Annotated in this window: 13 protein-coding genes; 9 read left to right on the top strand and 4 right to left on the bottom strand. The window is 75.0% G+C overall.

The features are described from left to right. The first annotated feature begins 31 nt into the window (after positions 1-31). The 5 genes from ACIA8O_RS02215 (at position 32) to ACIA8O_RS02235 (ending at position 5,983) form a co-directional block, all read left to right on the top strand. Positions 32-772 (top strand): Mut7-C RNAse domain-containing protein, encoded by a 741-nt coding sequence (locus ACIA8O_RS02215; protein ID WP_396291592.1) that lies wholly within the window; start codon positions 32-34, stop codon positions 770-772. Positions 773-914: 142 nt separating this feature from the next. Then, the gene (locus ACIA8O_RS02220) at positions 915-2,432 is read left to right on the top strand and encodes an amino acid permease (RefSeq protein WP_396291593.1); all 1,518 of its coding nucleotides are present in this window, start codon (positions 915-917) and stop codon (positions 2,430-2,432) included. After that, complete coding sequence (locus ACIA8O_RS02225) at positions 2,429-3,787, top strand: glutamine synthetase family protein (RefSeq protein ID WP_396291594.1); 1,359 nt, start codon at positions 2,429-2,431, stop codon at positions 3,785-3,787. The genes ACIA8O_RS02220 and ACIA8O_RS02225 overlap by 4 nt, the downstream gene beginning before the upstream one ends. A gap of 124 nt (positions 3,788-3,911) precedes the next feature. Then, the gene (locus ACIA8O_RS02230; protein ID WP_396292105.1) at positions 3,912-5,210 is read left to right on the top strand and encodes an aldehyde dehydrogenase family protein; all 1,299 of its coding nucleotides are present in this window, start codon (positions 3,912-3,914) and stop codon (positions 5,208-5,210) included. Between the two features lie 5 nt (positions 5,211-5,215). After that, entirely contained in the window at positions 5,216-5,983 is a 768-nt protein-coding gene (locus tag ACIA8O_RS02235; RefSeq protein WP_396291595.1) for a 3-oxoacyl-ACP reductase, read from the top strand. A gap of 13 nt (positions 5,984-5,996) precedes the next feature. On the opposite strand, the gene ACIA8O_RS02240 is transcribed toward ACIA8O_RS02235, so the two are convergent. Together ACIA8O_RS02240 and ACIA8O_RS02245 are read right to left on the bottom strand one after the other, a co-directional pair. Then, entirely contained in the window at positions 5,997-8,051 is a 2,055-nt protein-coding gene (locus ACIA8O_RS02240; protein ID WP_396291596.1) for an MMPL family transporter, read from the bottom strand. A gap of 36 nt (positions 8,052-8,087) precedes the next feature. Then, a complete protein-coding gene (locus ACIA8O_RS02245) occupies positions 8,088-11,117 on the bottom strand; it encodes a SpoIIE family protein phosphatase (protein ID WP_396291597.1) in 3,030 nt (1,009 codons plus the stop codon). A gap of 268 nt (positions 11,118-11,385) precedes the next feature. Here ACIA8O_RS02245 and ACIA8O_RS02250 point away from each other — a divergent pair, with 268 nt between their 5' ends. Further along, a complete protein-coding gene (locus tag ACIA8O_RS02250) occupies positions 11,386-13,296 on the top strand; it encodes an FUSC family protein (protein WP_396291598.1) in 1,911 nt (636 codons plus the stop codon). Positions 13,297-13,372: 76 nt separating this feature from the next. After that, positions 13,373-14,599: an MFS transporter gene (locus ACIA8O_RS02255; RefSeq protein WP_396291599.1), complete on the top strand. Its 1,227-nt coding sequence runs from the start codon at positions 13,373-13,375 to the stop codon at positions 14,597-14,599. Between the two features lie 7 nt (positions 14,600-14,606). Here the strand turns inward: ACIA8O_RS02255 and ACIA8O_RS02260 are convergent, their stop codons facing one another. Together ACIA8O_RS02260 and ACIA8O_RS02265 are read right to left on the bottom strand one after the other, a co-directional pair. Further along, positions 14,607-15,002, bottom strand: a complete 396-nt coding sequence (locus tag ACIA8O_RS02260; RefSeq protein WP_396291600.1) for an SRPBCC domain-containing protein — start codon at positions 15,000-15,002, stop codon at positions 14,607-14,609. Positions 15,003-15,007: 5 nt separating this feature from the next. Beyond that, positions 15,008-15,610: a CGNR zinc finger domain-containing protein gene (locus tag ACIA8O_RS02265; protein WP_396291601.1), complete on the bottom strand. Its 603-nt coding sequence runs from the start codon at positions 15,608-15,610 to the stop codon at positions 15,008-15,010. Positions 15,611-15,631: 21 nt separating this feature from the next. Here ACIA8O_RS02265 and ACIA8O_RS02270 point away from each other — a divergent pair, with 21 nt between their 5' ends. Both ACIA8O_RS02270 and ACIA8O_RS02275 read left to right on the top strand, forming a co-directional pair. Then, positions 15,632-16,084: a VOC family protein gene (locus tag ACIA8O_RS02270; protein ID WP_396291602.1), complete on the top strand. Its 453-nt coding sequence runs from the start codon at positions 15,632-15,634 to the stop codon at positions 16,082-16,084. 78 nt (positions 16,085-16,162) lie between these two features. Beyond that, the gene (locus ACIA8O_RS02275) at positions 16,163-18,361 is read left to right on the top strand and encodes a tetratricopeptide repeat protein (RefSeq protein WP_396291603.1); all 2,199 of its coding nucleotides are present in this window, start codon (positions 16,163-16,165) and stop codon (positions 18,359-18,361) included. Positions 18,362-18,370 lie beyond the last annotated feature (9 nt).

Consider the following 18,370-nt stretch of genomic DNA (forward strand, 5'->3'; position numbering starts at 1 on the left):
GGGAAGGGGGTGGTGCTGGCATGCTGCTCCCGTGGACAAGCCCGAGATCTCGATCGACTTCGCCCCCGAGCTGCACGTCTTCGTGAGCACTCCCCGCCGAGGCGGCTGGTCGGCGGTGAGGACCGACGGGTCCTCGACGCTCGGCCACGTGGTGGAGTCGCTCGGCGTACCGCTGACCGAGGTGGGCGCGTTCGAGACGGCGGACGGCGAGCGGCTGGCCTCCTCGCACGTGCCGGTGGACGGCGAGCGGATCGCCGTCCGGGCGGTCGTCAGGCCGCAGCCGCTGCCCGGTCCGCCGCGGTTCCTGCTGGACGTGCACCTGGGTACGCTGGCGCGCCGGCTGCGGCTGCTCGGGGTGGACGCGGCGTACGAGAGCCTGGACATCGGGGACCCGGCGCTGGCGGCCCGTTCGGCGGCCGAGCAGCGGGTGATGCTCTCGCGGGACCGGGGGCTGCTGCACCGGCGCGAACTCTGGGCGGGGGCGTACGTCTACAGCCACCGCCCGGCGGAGCAACTGCGCGACGTGCTCTCGCGGTTCGCGCCCCCGCTCGCGCCGTGGACGCGGTGCACCAACTGCAACGGGGTGCTCCGGCAGGCCGACAAGGCCGAGGTGCGCGAGCAGCTGCGGGACGGGACCGAGCGGTCCTACGACGTCTACGCCCAGTGCGGGGACTGCGAGCAGGTGTACTGGCGCGGGGCGCACCACGCCCAGTTGAGCGGGATCGTGGACGCGGCCGTGGCCGAGTTCGGTGGGGCGGTCGTCAACCGCTGAGGCGGGTGCTCTTGACGGGGAATCAGGGGAAGGGAAACATGCTGCCCACGCCAAAGGTCTGAAACCGGTCCTTTGGCTGCCACGATGTCGTGGGCGCACGTTTCGGCTCTCTCCCGAACCCCTCAACCCCCAAGGGGTGCGCATGCCTTCCGAGCACCACACGAGCGACGACGAGCACCGGCTGCGCCAGCTCGGCTACACCCAGGAGCTGGCCCGCTCGATGTCGGGCTTCGCCAACTTCGCCGTCTCCTTCTCGATCGTCTCCATCCTCTCCGGCTGCCTGACCCTCTACGGCTTCGGACTGAACACCGGCGGCCCCGCCCTGATCACCTGGGGCTGGCCGGTGGTCGGCCTGATGACGCTCTGCGTGGCGCTGTCGATGGCCGAGATCTGCTCCAGCTACCCGACCGCGGGCGGCCTGTACTACTGGGCCGCCAAGCTGGCCCGCCGCAACGGCGCGGCGGCCTCCTGGTTCACCGGGTACTTCAACTTCATGGGCCAGGTGGCCGTCACCGCCGGGGTGGACTTCGGGGCCGCGTTCTTCACCAACGCCTTCCTGGACCTCCAGTGGGGCTACGCCGCCACCACCGGGCACACCATGGTGCTGTTCGCGGTGATCCTGCTGCTGCACGGGCTGCTCAACACCCGGGGCGTGAAGCTGGTGGCGCTGCTCAACACGGTGAGCGTCTGGTGGCACGTGGCCGGCGTGACGGTGATCGTCGGCGCGCTGGTGCTGCTGCCGTCCGAACACGCCTCCGCCTCCTTCGTGTTCACGGAGTTCGTCAACAACACCGGTTTCTCCAGCGGCTTCTACGTCGCGATGCTCGGCCTGCTGCTGGCGCAGTACACCCTGACCGGCTACGACGCCTCCGCACACATGACCGAGGAGACCAGGGACGCCGCCCGCTCCGGGCCGAAGGGCATCGTCAACTCGGTGCTGGTCTCGCTGGTGGCCGGCTGGGTGCTGCTGCTCGGGCTGACCTTCGCGATCACGAACTACGAGGGCGTGACCGGCACGAGCACCGGGGTGCCGCCCGCGCAGATCTTCCTGGACGCGGTCGGCCCGACCGGGGCCAAGCTGCTGCTGCTGATCGTGATCGGTGCCCAGTTCTTCTGCGGCATGGCCTCGGTGACCGCCAACTCCCGCATGATCTACGCCTTCTCGCGCGACGGCGCGCTGCCCGGCTCGCGGATCTGGCACCGGATCAACCCGCGCACCCAGACCCCGACCGCCGCCGTCTGGCTGGCCACCGGGGGAGCGTTCGTGCTGGGCGCGCAGAACCTCTGGAACGCCACCGCCTACGCGGCCGTCACCTCGATCTCCGTCATCGGACTGTACATCGCCTACGTCGTCCCGGTGTTCCTGAGACTCCGTCAGGGTGACGCCTTCGAGCGCGGCCCGTGGCACCTGGGCCGGTGGAGCAAGCTGATCGGTAGCGTGGCGGTCGGCTGGACGGCGCTGATCTCGGTGCTGTTCATGCTGCCCACCGTCAGCCCGGTCACCGCCGCGAACTTCAACTACACCCCCGTCGCGGTGGCGGTCGTGCTCGGCTTCGCCGGGATCTGGTGGCTGGTGTCGGCCCGGCACTGGTTCACCGGCCCCAAGGTGACCGCCGAGGACGAACCGGCCGACCGCGCAAGCGCCTTGGAGAACCGATGAGCAGCCCCCGCCCCACCCTCGACCGCCTGCGCGAGCTGGTCGCCGACGGCTCCGTGGACACCGTGGTGCTCGCCCTCACTGACATGCAGGGCCGCCTCCAGGGCAAGCGGATCGCCGCCGGGCACTTCCTGGACGAGGTGGCCGGCCACGCCGCCGAGGGCTGCGGCTACCTGCTCGCGGTGGACGTCGACATGAACACCGTGGACGGCTACGAGGTCTCCTCCTGGGAGACCGGCTACGGCGACTTCGTGCTCCGGCCCGACTTCACCACCCTGCGGATGGTGCCCTGGCACCCGGCCACCGCGATGGTCCAGTGCGACGTGCTCCAGCAGGACGGCACCCCCGTCCCGGTCTCCCCGCGCCAGGTGCTCAAGCGCCAGCTGGAGCGGCTGGCCGGCTACGGCTGGCAGGCCTACGCGGGCACCGAGCTGGAGTTCATCGTCTTCAAGGACAGCTACGAACAGGCCTGGGACAAGGGCTACTCCGGCCTCACCCCGGTCAACCAGTACAACGTCGACTACTCCATCCTGGGCACGTCCCGGATCGAGCCGCTGCTGCGCCGGCTGCGCAACGAGATGGCCGGCGCCGGGCTCACCGTGGAGTCCGCCAAGGGCGAGTGCAACCTCGGCCAGCACGAGATCGCCTTCAAGTACGGCCCCGCGCTGGCCACCTGCGACGACCACGCGGTCTACAAGACCGGCGCCAAGGAGATCGCCGACCAGGCCGGCTACAGCCTCACCTTCATGGCCAAGTACGACGAGCGCGAGGGCAACTCCTGCCACGTCCACCTGAGCCTGCGCGACGAGCACGGCGCCCCGGTCTTCGCCGGCGACGGCCCGCACGGCTTCTCCCGCACCATGGAGCACTTCCTGGCCGGACAGCTGGCCTGCCTGGGCGAGTTCGCCCTGCTGCTGGCACCGACCGTCAACTCCTACAAGCGCTACGTCCCCGGCAGCTTCGCCCCCACCGCCATCGCCTGGGGCCGGGACAACCGGACCTGCGCACTGCGGGTGGTCGGCCACGGCCCCTCGCTGCGCTTCGAGAACCGGGTGCCCGGCGGGGACGTCAACCCCTACCTGGCCCTGGCCGCGCTGATCGCCGCCGGCCTGCACGGGGTGGAGCACCAGCTGCCCCTGGAGCCGGAGTTCACCGGCAACGCCTACGCCTCCGACGCCCCCCGGGTGCCGTCCACGCTGCGCGACGCGGTGGCCGCCTTCGAGGGCAGCGAGGCCGCCGCGCTGGCCTTCGGCAAGGACGTGGTGCGCCACTACGCGCACGCCGGGCGGGTCGAACTCGCCGCCTACGAGGCCGCGGTGACGGACTGGGAGCGCCGCCGCGGGTTCGAACGCCTGTGACCACCCTTCCGCCGCCCGTGACCACCCTTCCACCGACCGAGGAGAGCACGCAGTGACCGCAGTGGAGCCGGACCTCTACGAGGTGGTCAACCCCGCCACCGAGGAGGTGATCACCACCGTCCCGATGGCCACCGTGGCCGAGACCGACGCCGCGATCGCCCGCGCCAAGGCCGCCTTCGAGGGCTGGCGCAAGGTCGCCCCCGCCGACCGGGCCCGGCTGCTGCGCGCCTTCGCCGCCGCCGTGGACGCCGACCGGGAGGAGCTGGCCCGGCTGGAGGTGGCCAACGCCGGGCACACCGTGGGCAACGCCCGCTGGGAGGCGGGCAACGCCCGGGACGTGATCGAGTACTACGCGGCCGCCCCCGAGCGCCTGTTCGGCCGTCAGATCCCGGTGGCCGGCGGAGTGGACCTGACCTTCCAGGAGCCGCTCGGCGTGGTCGGGATCATCGTGCCGTGGAACTTCCCGATGCCGATCGCCGCCTGGGGCTTCGCCCCGGCCCTGGCGGCCGGCAACACGGTGGTCCTCAAGCCCGCCGAGCTCACCCCGCTCACCGCCCTGCGGCTGGCCGAACTGGCCCGGCGGGCGGGCATCCCCGAGGACGTGTTCCAGGTGCTGCCCGGCCGCGGCCCGGTGGTCGGGGAACGCTTCGTCACCCACCCGGACGTGCGCAAGGTGGTCTTCACCGGCTCCACCGCGGTGGGCAAGCGGGTCGCCGCCGGGTGCGCCGCCCAAGTCAAGCCCGTGACACTGGAGTTGGGCGGGAAGAGCGCCAACATCGTGTTCGCCGACGCCGACCTGGCGAAGGCGGCGGCCACCGCCCCGTACGCGGTCTTCGACAACGCCGGGCAGGACTGCTGCGCCCGCTCGCGCATCCTGGTGCAGGCCACCGTGCTGGACGAGTTCATGGCCGGCTTCGAACGGGCGGTGCGCGCGGTGCGGGTCGGCGACCCGGCCGACGAGAAGAGCGAGATGGGCCCGCTGATCTCGGCCGCCCAGCGCGAGCGGGTCGCCTCCTACGTCAAGGAGCCCGCCTTCACCGGGAGTTGCCCCGACGGGCCGGGCTTCTGGTACCCGCCGACGGTGCTCGCGCCGGTCCGGCACGACGACCCGGCGTTCACCGAGGAGATCTTCGGTCCGGTGGTGACGGTGGTCCCGTTCCGCGACGAGGAGGACGCGGTGCGGATCGCCAACGCCACCGAGTACGGCCTCTCCGGCTCCATCTGGACCCGCGACGTCGGCCGCGCCCTGCGGGTCGCCCGCGCCGTCGAGGCCGGCAACCTCTCGGTCAACTCGCACTCCTCGGTGCGGTACTCGACCCCCTTCGGCGGCTTCAAGCAGTCCGGCCTCGGCCGGGAGCTCGGGCCGGACGCCCTGCACGCCTTCACCGAGACCAAGAACGTCTTCATCGCAACGGAGGAGTAGACACCATGACGAACCGTCTGGACGGCCGGGTGGCCGTCATCACCGGAGCCGGCAGCGGCATCGGCCTGGCCACCGCCCGGCGGTTCGCCGCCGAGGGCGCCAAGGTCGTCTGCGTGGACCTGGACGAGGAGAGCGGGGAGAAGGCGGCCAACGAGGTCGGCGGCCTGTTCGTCCGCGCGGACGTGACGGACGAGGAGGCGGTCCGCCGGATGTACCAGACCGCCGTGGACACCTACGGCAGCCTGGACATCGCCTTCAACAACGCCGGCATCTCGCCGCCCGACGACGACTCCATCCTGACCACCGGGGTGGAGGCCTGGCAGCGGGTCCAGGACGTCAACCTCAAGAGCGTCTACCTGTGCTGCAAGTACGCCATCCCGCACATGCAGCGGCAGGGCAAGGGCTCGATCATCAACACCGCCTCGTTCGTCGCGGTGATGGGCGCGGCCACCTCGCAGATCTCCTACAGCGCCTCCAAGGGCGGCGTGCTGGCGATGTCGCGGGAGCTGGGCGTGCAGTTCGCCCGGGAGGGCATCCGGATCAACGCGCTCTGCCCCGGGCCGGTCAACACCCCGCTGCTCCAGGAGCTCTTCGCCAAGGACCCGGAGCGGGCCGCCCGCCGCCTGGTGCACATCCCGCTGGGCCGCTTCGCCGAGCCCTCGGAGATCGCGGCGGCGGTGGCCTTCCTGGCCAGCGACGACTCGTCCTTCATGACGGCGAACACCTTCCTGGTGGACGGCGGCATCTCGGGTGCCTACGTGACGCCGCAGTAGTCGTGACGGCCCGTCAGTCCTCCAGTCTGGCGGGCCACCACATCCGGTGGCCGAGGTCGGCGGTGAGGGCCGTCACCAGGACGGACCGCACCACCAGGGTGTCCAGCAGGATGCCCAGGGCCACCGCGAAGCCGATCTCGGTGAGGCCGGTGATCGGGAGGGTGGCGAGGACGGCGAAGGTCGCGGCCAGGATCAGGCCGGCCGAGGTGATCACGCCGCCGGTCGCGGCCAGGCCGGCCACCGCACCCTCGCGGGTGCCCCGGTGCAGGGCCTCCTCGCGGACCCGGGTCATCAGGAAGATGTTGTAGTCGATGCCCAGCGCGACCAGGAAGACGAAGGCGAACAGCGGGAAGGACTGGTCCGAGCCCTCGAAGTGGAAGAGGTGCTCGAAGGCCAGCGCGCTCAGCCCGAGCGCGGCCGCGTACGAGAGCACCACGGTGGCGATCAGCACCAGCGGTGCCGTGACCGCCCGCAGCAGCCCGGCCAGGATGACCGTCACCACCACCAGCACCAGCGGGATGACGACCCGGTTGTCGTGGTCGGCGGCCCGTCCGGCGTCCAGGATCACCGCGGTCGTCCCGCCGACCCGGGCCTCGGCCCCCGGGACCGCGTGCACGGCGGTGCGCAGCCGGTCCACGGTGTCCTGGGCGGCCCGACTGTCCGGCGGGTCGGCCAGGGTGGCGTAGGCCAGCGCGGTGCCCTGGCGCACCTCCGGTTCGGAGGCCGCCGAGACGCCGGGGGTGGCCAGGGTGACCGTGCGGACCTCGGCCGCCCCGGCGGCGGTGGAGAGCACGGAGAGCGGGGCACCGGTGCCGCCAGGGAAGTGCGCGGTGAGCACCTCCTGCCCGTACACCGAGTCGGGCTTGCCGGTGAAGCTCCCGGCGGTGCCCAGACCGCCGGCGTCCAGGGAGAACAGGCCGAGGCAGCAGGCGGCCAGCGCCAGGCCGGTGCCGGCCCAGACCCGGCGCGGGCGGCGGGAGACGGCGCGGCCGACCCGGGCCCAGCGGCCCCGCTCGGTCGGCTCGGACGAGCCGTACGCCGGGCGGACCGGCCAGAACACCCAGCGGCCGCAGACCACCAGCAGCGCGGGCAGCAGGGTGACCATGGCCAGCAGGGCGACCAGCACGCCGATCGCGCAGACCGGGCCGAGGCCCCGGGTGGAGTTCATCTCGGCGAGCAGCAGCACCAGCATCGAGGCCACCACGGTCGCCGAGCTGGCGCCGATCGCCGGGCCGGCCCGGTGCAGGGCGAAGGCCATCGCCTCGTGCCGGTCCCGGTGACGCCGCAGCTCCTCGCGGTAACGGGCCGTCAGCAGCAGGGCGTAGTCGGTGCCCGCGCCCAGCACCAGGACCACCAGGATGCCCGCGCTCTGCGCGTTCACGGTCAGTCCGGCACGGTCGGCGAGCAGGTGGATCACCGCCTGGGCCACCGTCAGCGCGGCACCGGCCGAGAGCAGCGGGAGCAGCCAGAGCACCGGGCTGCGGTAGGTGAGCAGCAGCAGGACGATCACCACCGCGACGGTGGCGGTCAGCAGGGTGGAGTCGATCCCGGCGAAGGCCTCCGCCTGGTCGGCGCCGATCCCGGCCGGACCGGTGACGTGGGTGGTCATGCCGTCCGCGTCCGCGGCGGCGGTGGCGCGCAGGCTGTCCACGGCCGGCCGCAGGTCCTCCCAGCCGCCGGTGCCGATGTCCACCGGCACGACGGTCTGCAGCGCCCGGCCGTCGGCCGAGGGCACCGGGCCGACCACCGGGCCCCGCACGTGCGGGGCGGAGGCGAAGGCGGCGGCGTCCCGGGCCGCCTCCACCCGGTCGGCGGCGGTGAGGCCGCCGGGCCGCTCGTAGACCACCACGGCCTGCGCGGTGTCCACCGGCTGGAAGGCCCGCTGGGCCACCAGGACCCGGGTGGACTCGGCGTTGCCGGGCAGCCAGCTCGACGCCTCGTTGTCCTCGGAGTCCGCGAGCTTCGCGGCCAGCGGTCCGGTGAGCACCAGGACGGCGAGCCAGACGAGCAGCACCACCCACTTGGCGCGCCGTCCGCAGGGCAGAGAGCTGAGCCTTCGCCTGGACATGCGGTCCTCCCGTGGACGAGGGGCGGTGACGGGGCGTCAGCCGGAGGGCGGCTCCAGCTCGTACCAGACGACCTTGCCGGTGTCGGTGACCCGGGTGCCCCAGCGGTGGGCGAGTTCGTTGACGAGGTACATGCCGCGGCCGCCCTCGTCGGCGTCGCGGGCGACCCGCAGGCGGGGCGGGCGGGCGTCGAGGTCGGTGACCTCGACGGTGAGCAGGCGGTCGCGGAAGATCCGCATCTCGACCGGCCGCCCGGCGTGCACCAGGGCGTTGGTGATCAGCTCGCTGGTCAGCAGCTCGGCCTGGTCGGCCAGGGCGGCCAGGCCCCAGGCGGTGAGCACCTGCCGGGTGAAGCGGCGGGCCCGCCCGACCACGGTCCGGTCCTCGGCCAGCGGCAGGACGGCGTAGCGGTCCGGGCCGACCGGCCGGGCCCTGGCCAGCAGGACGGCGACGTCGTCCTGCCCGGCCGGGGCCTCCAGCACCGAGAGCAGGGCGTCGCAGGTGCGCTCCAGGCTGCCCCGGCGGCCGGTGACGGTGCGGCGCAGCAGTTCGATCCCGTGGTCGATGTCGTGGCCGCGCCGCTCCACCAGGCCGTCGGTGTAGAGGACCAGCAGGCCGTCCTCGGGGAGCGTGAAGGTGCGGTTGTGGAACGGCACCCCGCCCACGCCCAGCGGCGCCCCGGCGGGCAGTTCGACCAGCTCCGCCTCGCCCAGCGGAGCCGCCAGCACCGGCGGCAGGTGGCCGGCCGAGGCGGCGGTGCAGCTGCGGTCCAGCGGGTCGAAGACCACGCAGACGCAGGTGGCGAACTGGCCCTCGCCGAGCGCGGCCGCGGCCTCGTCCAGGCGGCGCAGCAGCCGGGCCGGGTCCAGGTCGAGGGTGGCCAGGGTCCGTGCCACGGTGCGGAGTTGGCCCATGGTGGCGGCGGCCCGGATGCCGTGGCCCATCACGTCGCCGACGATCAGCGCGACCCGGCCGCCGCCGATCGGCACCACGTCGAACCAGTCGCCGCCCACCTCGCTGACCACGCTGCTCGGCAGGTAGCGGTGCGCCAGCTCCAGCCCCAGGGAGTGGTGCACCTCCTGCGGCAGCAGGCTCCGCTGGAGCGTCAGCGCGGTCTCCCGCTCCCGCCGGTAGAGCCGGGCGTTGTCGATGCAGACCGCGGCCCGGGCGGCCAGCTCCTCGGCCAGCGCCACGTCGTCGGCGGTGAACGGCTCCGGGTTGACGGTCCGGATGAACTCGGCCCCGCCCAGCACCGTCCCGCGCGCCAGCAGCGGCACCATCACGTACGAGTGCACGCCCGCCGCCAGGCCCGGCTCCACCCGGTCCGGCGCCGCGACGATCCGGTGCAGCGCCGCCTCGTCCACCTCGGCCACCAGGATCGAGCGGCGCGAACGCAGGCTCTCCGCATAGAGGTTGGCCGAGCGGCTGGGCTCGCCGACGTCGTCGGCCGCCCCCATCAGCACCTCCGAGCCCTTCACCTCGCCGACCGCCACCGCCCGCAGCAGGGCCGGTCCCTCGTCCGGCGGCGGGGCCGGCTCCTCGCCCTCCAGCACCGACTCCAGCAGGTCGACGGTGACGAAGTCGGCGAAGCGCGGCAGCACCACCTCCACCAACTCCTGGGCGGTGCGCGAGAGGTCGAGGGTGGTGCCGATCCGGGTGCTGGCCTCGTTCAGCAGCGCCAGCCGCTGCTGGGCGGCGTGCGCCTCCTCCAGGGCGAACTGCCGGGCCCGGGCGGCGTCCCGCTCCCGGGTGTAGAGCAGCGCGTTGTCCACCGCCACCGCGGCCCGGGCCGCCAGCTCCCCGGCCAGCGCCACGTCCTCGCCGTCGTACGGACGGTCCGTCAGGTTCCGGTAGAAGACCGCGATCCCGATCGCGGCGCCGCGCGCGATCAGCGGCACCACCATCAGGGTGTGCACCCCGTCGGCCCGCATCGCCGCCGCCTGGGCCGGCGCGTCGGCGAACCAGTGCGCGGCCCCGTCGTCCAGCGTCGGCAGCAGCACCGGGCGGCGGTGCGCCAGCGCCCAGGCGTACGGGGCCGAGGGGTGGTAGTGGTGCACGGTGCCGACCGGGGCCAGCGGGACCATGTCCGAGCCCGGCACCGAGTGGAAGGCCATCCGGCGCAGCACCGCCGAGCGGTCGGCCGGGCTGGGCAGTTCGGCGGGCTGCCCGGCCGCCAGGGTGTCCAGCACCTCCACCACCACGGTGTCCGCCAGCGCCGGGGTCGCCACCTCCGCCAACTCCTGGGCGGTGCGGGCGAGGTCGAGGGTGGTGCCGATCCGGGTGCTGGCCTCGTTGAGCAGCGCGAGGCGCTGCTGGGCCCGGCTCGCCTGGGCCTCGGCCCGGTACCGCTCGGTGACGTCCACGATGGTGGAGCTCACCCCGAGCACCCCGCCCTCGGGCCGGTCCAGCCGGAAGTAGGAGGCCGACCAGGCGCGGTCCCGGTCCGGGTCGCCGGGGGTGCGGCCGTAGGAGCGGGCGTCCAGCACGGGCTCGCCGGTCGCCATCACGTGCCGCATCACCGCCTCGATCTCCTCGCCGTTGATGCCCGGCAGCACCTCGGTGACCCGGCGGCCGATCTGCTCCTCCGCCGGCAGGCCGTTGGTCCGGGCCAGTGCGTCGTTGAGCCGGACGAAGCGGAGCTCGGTGTCGTAGACCGCCATGCCGACCGGGGACTGGCTGAAGAAGCTGTCCAGCACCGCCAGGTCCGCGTGCAGCCGGTGCACGGTGGTCACGTCCGAGGCCACCGCGAGCACCAGCGGGCGGCCGTCCGGGCCCAGCACCGGATGGGTGCGGAACTCGAGGTTCACGTGGTGGCCGTTGCGGTGCAGCACGGGGAAGACGCCCGACCAGCCCCGGCCGGAGAGGATGTGCCGGAACAGCTCCAGCACCTCGGGCCGCTGGTCCTCGGTGACCAGCAGCTGGGCCGCCCGGGCACCGATGGCCTGCTTGGCCGGGTAGCCGAGCAGGGCCTCGGCGTCCGTGCTCCAGTGCAGGATGCGGCCGTCCTCGGCGATCAGCGCGGTCGCGATCGGGACCATGAGGAGGCCGTCCTGCTCGTCACTTCGCATGTGTCGACCACCGCCCGGGGCTGGGGCTGCCGTCCTGTCATCGTCGCACGGGGTGCGACGGGTGGCGCGGCTCCCCGGGGGCGGGCGAGGGGCCGCTGCCGGGCGGCTACCCGGGGCGCGACGGGGCATGCGGGGCGCCCGCGGGCGGCCGCCGGGCAGGTGGTCACGTTCCCGTAACGGCGGCGCAGCGAGGACGACAACCGGGGCCCCTAGGCTCGGCCGCAGCCGCCCCGGGACCGGGGCGGGAACCGTCCGGAGGAGGACCCCGGTGCACCGGCCGCCCGTCTGGCTCGCCCACCCGCTCCGGTGGCCGCGCGGGGTGCCGGTGCCCTGGCCCGCCGTGCTGCGCGGGGCGCTGGGCACCGGCCCCGCGCTGGCCCTCGGCCTGGCGGCGGGCCGTCCGGCGGAGGCCATCGCGGCCGGGCTCGGCGCGCTCTTCGGCACGCTCAACGACCGGCCGGGGACGCGGCGGGTGGCCGCGCTGCGGATCGGGCTGCCGGCGCTGGCCGGGGCGGCCGGGTTCTTCGGGGCGCTGGTGCCGGGCTGGTGGGCGCTGCCGCTGCTGACGGTGGTCGGGCTGGTCTCGGGGGCGCTGAGCGTGGCCGGGCCGGTGTGGTCGGCGGCCGCCGTGCAGCTGCTGGTCCTCACGGCGGTCGGGGCCGGGATGCCGGTCGCGGCCCCGCCGTGGGCGATGGCGGCGGCCTTCCTGGCGGGGGCGCTCTGGCAGCTGCTGCTGCGGCTGGTGGTCAGCCCCTCGGCGGCGGACGGCGAGCGCCATGCGGTGGCCGCCGTCTTCGACGCCCTGGCGGACGCCCTGGCCGCGGTGGGCACCCCGGGCGCGGAGTCCGCCCGGCGGCGGCTGACCGGTGCGCTGGACGAGGCGGACCTGGCGCTGCGGCTGCGGTGGCCCCGGGGGCGGTGGGCGGACGGCCCGTCAGGTCGGTCAGGTCGGTCAGGCCGGGCAGGCGGAGACGGGCGGCCGCGGACGGGCGGTCCGGCCGACGGCGTCGAGGCGCGGCAGCTGCGGGGGCGGTTCGGGGCGGCGGCCGCGCTGTGCGAGGCGAGCGTGGCGCTGCTGTGGGAGGGGGAGCGGCTGCCGGGGCGGATCGTGGCGGGGCCGCGGCGGCTGGCGGAGGCCGTCCGGGCGGGGGCGGTGCCCGGGGCGGTGCCCGCGCCGGTGACGGACAGTCCGGCCAGGGCGGCGTTCGACCGGGCGGTGCTGGGGGCGACGCTGGCGTTCTCGGGGACGGCGGACGCCCCGGCGGTGCGGCCGCGGCCGGTCCGGCCCGGGGCGCGGCCGGGCGGGCCGGCGGGGCGGGAGTACGGGCTGAGGGTGGCGGCCTGCGTGGCCGTCCCGACCGCGCTCGCGCTGCTGCTCGGCGCCGCGTACTGGTACTGGCTGCCCGTCACCGCCGCGTTCCTGGTGAAGCCGGACATCGGGCCGCTGTTCTCCCGGGTGGTCAGCCGCTTCGCCGGGACCGCCGTCGGGGTGCTGCTGGCCGCCGTGCTGCTGCCGCACGGGGCGGAGGTGGCCGCCGCGACCCTCGGCGGGGCGCTGGTCCCGCTGGCGGCCCGTCACTTCGCCGCCCAGACGGCCGTGGTGACCGTCACCGTGCTGGCCTTCGTCTCCCTCGCGGGGGACACCAGCGCGGCCGGCACCCGGCTGGCCGACACCGCGCTGGCCTGCGCGGCCGTCCTGCTGGTCGGCCACCTGCCCCGGCTCAGCTCCACCCGCACCCGGGTGGGCCACCGGTACGCCGTCGCGCTCCGGCACGCCCACGCGTACCTGGACCACGTCCTCACCCCCGACCCGTCGGCCCGCACGGAGCGGGACGCGCTGCGCCGCACCGCCTACCGGGCGCTGGCCGAGGCGCGGGCCGCCGCCGAGACCGCCGCGGCCGAACTGCGGGCGGACCGCGACTGGCTGCCGGTCGGGGCCGGGGCGGAGCGGATCGTCGACGCGACCACCGCCTGCGCCGTCCGCCTCGACCACGGCCGGCCGTACCCGCCGGAGCCGGCCGCCCGCCGGATCACCGAGGAACTGGCCGGTCTGGCACGGGAGTTGGATGCAGGGGAGGTGGCGGTCCGGTCGAGCGCCGCCGCACCGGCCGACTGCCGCACCCTGGCCGAGATCCACGGCGAGCTCCGCCGGATCCGGGCCCTGACCGCCGCTCGGTAAACTGCACCAATCCCTCGCAAAGGTGGTCAGCGGCGACCGCCCCCGTCCGTCACCCACCCCTGGAGTTGGTCCCGCCATGCCGTTGGCGCTCGTCGCCCTCGCCCTCACCGCCTTCGCGATCGGCACCACCGAGTTCGCCGCGATGGGCCTGCTCCCACAGGTCGCCGACGACCTCGGCGTCCCGGTGCCGCAGGCGGGCTGGCTGATCTCGATGTACGCGCTCGGGGTGGTGATCGGCGCCCCGCTGCTCACAGCGCTCTGCGCCCGGCTGCCCCGCAAGGGCGTGCTGGTCGGCCTGGCCGCGCTGTTCACAGTGGGGAACCTGCTCTGCGCGCTGGCCCCGAACTTCCCGCTGCTGGCCGCCGCCCGGCTGGTCACCGGACTGCCGCACGGCGCCTTCTTCGGTGCCGGGGCGGTGGCCGCCGCCGAGCTGGCCGCGCCGCACCTGCGGGCCCGGGCGGTCTCGGTGATGTTCTCCGGCCTCACCGTGGCCACCATCCTCGGCGTGCCGGCCGCCACCCTGCTGGGACGGCACCTCGGGTGGCGCTCGGCGATGCTCGTGGTGGTCTGCGCCGGTGCGGTCGGCACGCTGGCGCTGGCCCGGCTGCTGCCCGCGCTGCCCGGCCGGCCCGGGGCGGGGCTCCGCGGCGAGCTGGCCGCCTTCCGCAGCGGCCAGCTCTGGCTGGCCCTCGGCACGGTGGTGACCGGCTGCGCGGGGCTGTTCGCCTGCTACACCTACATCACCCCGGTGCTCACCGAGGTCTCCGGCTTCTCGGGGCGGGGCGTCACGGTGGTGCTCGCCCTGTTCGGCGTCGGGATGACGCTCGGGAACCTGATCGGCGGGTACGCGGCGGACCGCGCGCTGCGGCCCTCGATCGTCGCCGCGTTCCTGCTGATGGCCCTGGCGCTGGCCCTGTTCGCGGTCACCGCGAGCACCCCGTGGGCGGCGGCGCTGACGGTGGTGCTGATCGGCCTGTTCGGCTTCGCCACGGTGCCGACGGTGCAGACCCTCGTCCTGCAGAAGGCCCGGACCGCCCCGACCCTGGCCTCGGCCACCGTGCAGGGCGCCTTCAACCTGGCCAACGCCCAGGGCGCCTACCTCGGCAGCGTGGCCCTGTCGGCCGGCCTCGGCTGGACCTCGCCCACCCTGGTCGGCTCCGGTCTGGCCCTCGCCGGCAGCCTGGTGGCGGCCGCCGCCTGGGCCCTGGACCGCCCGTCCCGGCGGCCCGCCGCCGGCGGTCCGGCCGTCGTCGGTCCCGCCCCCGTCGATCCGGCCGCCCCGGTGGCGGAGACGGTCGGCTGACCCGCCGTCAGGCCCGGTCGAGCGCGGCGGCGACGCGGTCCATCACAGCCTTCCAGTGCGCCCGCTGCCGCTCGCGCTGCCCGGCGTCGGCCAGCCGCTCCTGGTGGAAGCGGAGCACCGTCCGGGAGCCGTCGCCCACCGGGACCACGGCGACCTGGACGGTGGTGGGGCCGTGGGTGACGCGGATGCGCTCGCCCGGCCGGTAGCCGCGCACCTCGCCCGTGACGCCCTCGTCGGTCCGGTACGGGGTGCCCCGCCCGGGTTCGAGCGCGGCGCCCGGGCCGAGCCAGAGGGCCAGCCCCTCGGGGCCGCTGACGAAGTCCCAGACCAGCGGGACGGGGTGCGGCAGGGTCCGGGAGACACCGATCTCCCAGCCCGCGTCCTTGGTGAGTCCGGTGGGCACGGTGGTCATCCTTCCTCGGAGTGGCGGGCCCGCAGGGCGCGGACCTTGTGGCGGTTGCCGCAGTGCTCCATGGAGCACCAACGGCGGTTCCCGGGGCGGGAGGTGTCGACGTACACCAACTGGCAGTCCTCGGCCGAGCAGGTGCGGACCCGGTGGGCGGAGGGGCCGGTCAGCAGCTCCACCGCGTCGCGGGCCAGGGTGGCCACCAGCTGGCCGCCGGTGGCCCCGGCCGCCCACCCCCGCCCGCCGTCGGCCGTGACGGCCGGGGCCAGGGCGGGCCGGGCGGCGGCCGCGTTGAGCACGGCCAGCTCCCCGGCCGGCAGCGGTGCGCCGCCGAGGTGGGCGAAGACCAGCCCGAACAGCGCGTCGCGCAGCTCCCGGAGGTCGGCCACGTCCTGCTCGGCGACCTCCAGCTCCGGGGTGGGGGCGAGACGGGAGCGCTCGGCGAAGACGGCGAGGTCGGCCGGGGCGTGCAGCACCTCGTAGTGGCGGTACGGGCCGGGGCCGCCGGTGGTCATCAGCTCGAGGCAGAGCGCCCCGGGGTCGAAACGGTAGGTGGAGCCGCTGCGGGAGCGCAGCGTCAGGCCTCTGCTTGCGGACGCGTCCATGTAACCAATATAACTGGTTACATGGCACTGAGTTGGAAACTGGTCATCGACTGCGCCGACGCCTCCGCCCAGGCGGACTTCTGGGCCGCCGCCCTGGAGTACGAGGTGGAGGACCCGAGCCCGCTGATCGGGCAGCTGCTGGCCGCCGGCCGGCTGCCCGAGGCGGCCGTCACCGAGCACCGCGGCCGCAAGGTCTTCCGCGGCTACGGCGCCGTCCGCCACCCGGAGGACCCGTTCGACCCGGCGAGCGGCGTCGGCAAGGGCCGCCGTCTGCTCTTCCAGGAGGTCCCCGAGCCCAAGACCGTCAAGAACCGCCTGCACCTCGACGTGCACGCCGGGCCCGGCGGACTGGCCGAGCTGGTGGAGCGCCTGGAGGGGCTGGGCGCCGTCAAGGTCCAGGAGGTGGACAAGGGCCCGGCCGGTCACTGGTGGGTGATGCGCGACCCCGAGGGCAACGAGTTCTGCGCGGCCTGACCGGCCGGTGCGTCCACAACCCTCCGGCCTGACGGAGCGTCTACAGTGTTGGCGGTCAAGGCGGCTTGAGGGGTGGGCGTGGCGGAGCGACCGGAGTCCGACGAGGTGGCGGAGCGGACGGCGGCCGGGGCGACCCGGCCCGAGGCGGGCCGGGTGAACCGGGTGGACGGCGGGCGGGTGGAGGGGCACCTGATCCAGGCCCAGGTGATCGAGCAGCTGACGGTCAGCGGCCCGCAGCGGCCGGTGCCCGGCCAACTCCCGCTCACCCGGGGCAGGTTCTTCGACCGGACGGGCGAGCAGGCCCGCTGCACCGCGGTGCTCGACCGTCCCCGCACCGGCCGCCCGGCGGTGCTCGTGGTCAGCGGCGTCGGCGGGGTCGGCAAGAGCGAGCTCGGCGCCCACTGGGGCCACCGGATGCGTGACCGCTTCCCCGACGGCCAGCTCTACGCCGACCTCGGCCCGCTGCGCCAGGACGGCGGGGTGGACCTCGCCGAGGTGCTCGGCGGATGGCTGGTGTCGCTCGGGGTGGACGCCGCCTGGCTGCCGCCCACCGTGGCGGAGCGGCATGCGCTGTTCCGTTCCCGGACCACCGGCAGCCGGCTGCTGGTGCTGGTGGACGACGTGGAGAGCCACGAGGAGCTCGAACTGCTGCTCCCGGCCGGGGAGCGGAGCGCGGCCGTCGTCACCTCCCGGGCCCGGCTGCCGGAGGCCGAGGACGGCGACGCCCTCGCCGTCCCGCTCGGCATGCTGCCGCCCGGCGACGCCCGCCGGATGCTGGCCGACCTGATCGGCCCGGAGCGGGCCGCCGCCGAGGACCGGGCGGTGGCCGAACTCGCCGAGCTGTGCGGCGGGTTGCCGATCGCGCTGCGGGCGGCCGGCGGGCAGCTGCGCCGGATGCGGCGGGCCCGGGTGGCCGATCTGGTCGCCCGGTTGAGAGCGGCCGAGGCCGACGGTGCGTCGGACGGTGCGTCGGGTACGGGCGGCGGGGTGATCGGAGGCACGGGCGTGGAGGCACTCTGGGACGCGAGCTACCAGGCACTGCCCGAGGACGCCGCCCTGCTCTACCGCTCGCTCGCCGAGCACCCCGGCGGAGGGTTCACCACCGGAGCGGCCGCGGCCGCCGCCGACCTGGACGTCTGGGCCGCCGAGGCCGGCCTCGGCGACCTGGTGGACGCCGGGCTGCTCCAGGAGGACGCCACCGGGCGGTTCGGCTACCACCGCCTGCTGCGCGAGCACGCCGCCCGCCGGGCCCGGGCCGCCGACCCCAGCGGGATCGGCCGCTCCGCCGTCTGGCAGCGCACCGTCCACTGGTACGCCCGCCAGGCCGAACGCGCCGACCGGGCGATCGGCGAGCGGCTGCGGTACCTCCGGCCGCTGCCGCCCGGCCCGGGCCCCGACGTGGAGTTCGCCGACGACACGGCGGCGCTCGGGTGGTTCCGCGCCCAGCGGTACAACTTGCTGGCTTGCCTGCACACCGCGACGGCCCTGGGTGACGACCAGATGGTCTGCCGGCTGGCCGAACCGCTCTGGAAGCTGGTCGAGGACCTGAGGCCGTACGACTACTGGATCGAGGCCTACACCCTCGCGGTCGCCTCCGCCGAGCGGGAGGAGGAGCTGCTGCTCCTCGCCCGCTACCGGGCCCAACTCGCCCGCGCCCACTGGGAGCTGAGCGACTACGAGGCCGCCCATGCCCAGCTGCGCCCGGCCCTGGCCGCCACCCGGCTGGCCGGTGACCGGCGGGCCACCGCGATGGTGCTGGAGTTCACCGGGAAGGCCTGGCTGGCCGAGGGGCGGCTGAACGAGGCCCAGGGCGCCTTCGAGGAGGCGCTCCGGATCAACGAGAACCTCCGCCAGGTGCGCGGCACCCGGCTCCAACTCCACCACCTGGGGCAGGTGTTGGAGCGGCGCGGCCAGTGGGACGCGGCCGCCGAGGTGCTGCTGCGCGCGTACCGGCTCGGGGACGGCGCGGACCGCCGTACCACCGCCCGGATCGCCACCGGCCTCGGCGGGGTGCAGCTGCGGCTCGGCCGGCACCGGCAGGCCGTCGAGCTGCTGGAGCAGGCCCTCCAGGTCTTCACCGAGCGGGACACCCCGACCGACCAGGCCCCCGTGCTGGAACTGCTCGCCGAGGCCGCCCTGGCCGCCGGGGACCGGGAGGCCGCCCGCCGGCACCTGGACCGGGCCTGGCGGATCCACCAGGACACCGGCAGCCCCCGGGCCGGCGAACTCCGCGCCGGGCTGGACGAGTTGGACGGGCCGGAGGCGGCGGAGGACTGACCCGGGCCG

This window comes from Kitasatospora sp. NPDC051853, from assembly GCF_044452665.1.
Taxonomy (GTDB): domain Bacteria; phylum Actinomycetota; class Actinomycetes; order Streptomycetales; family Streptomycetaceae; genus Kitasatospora.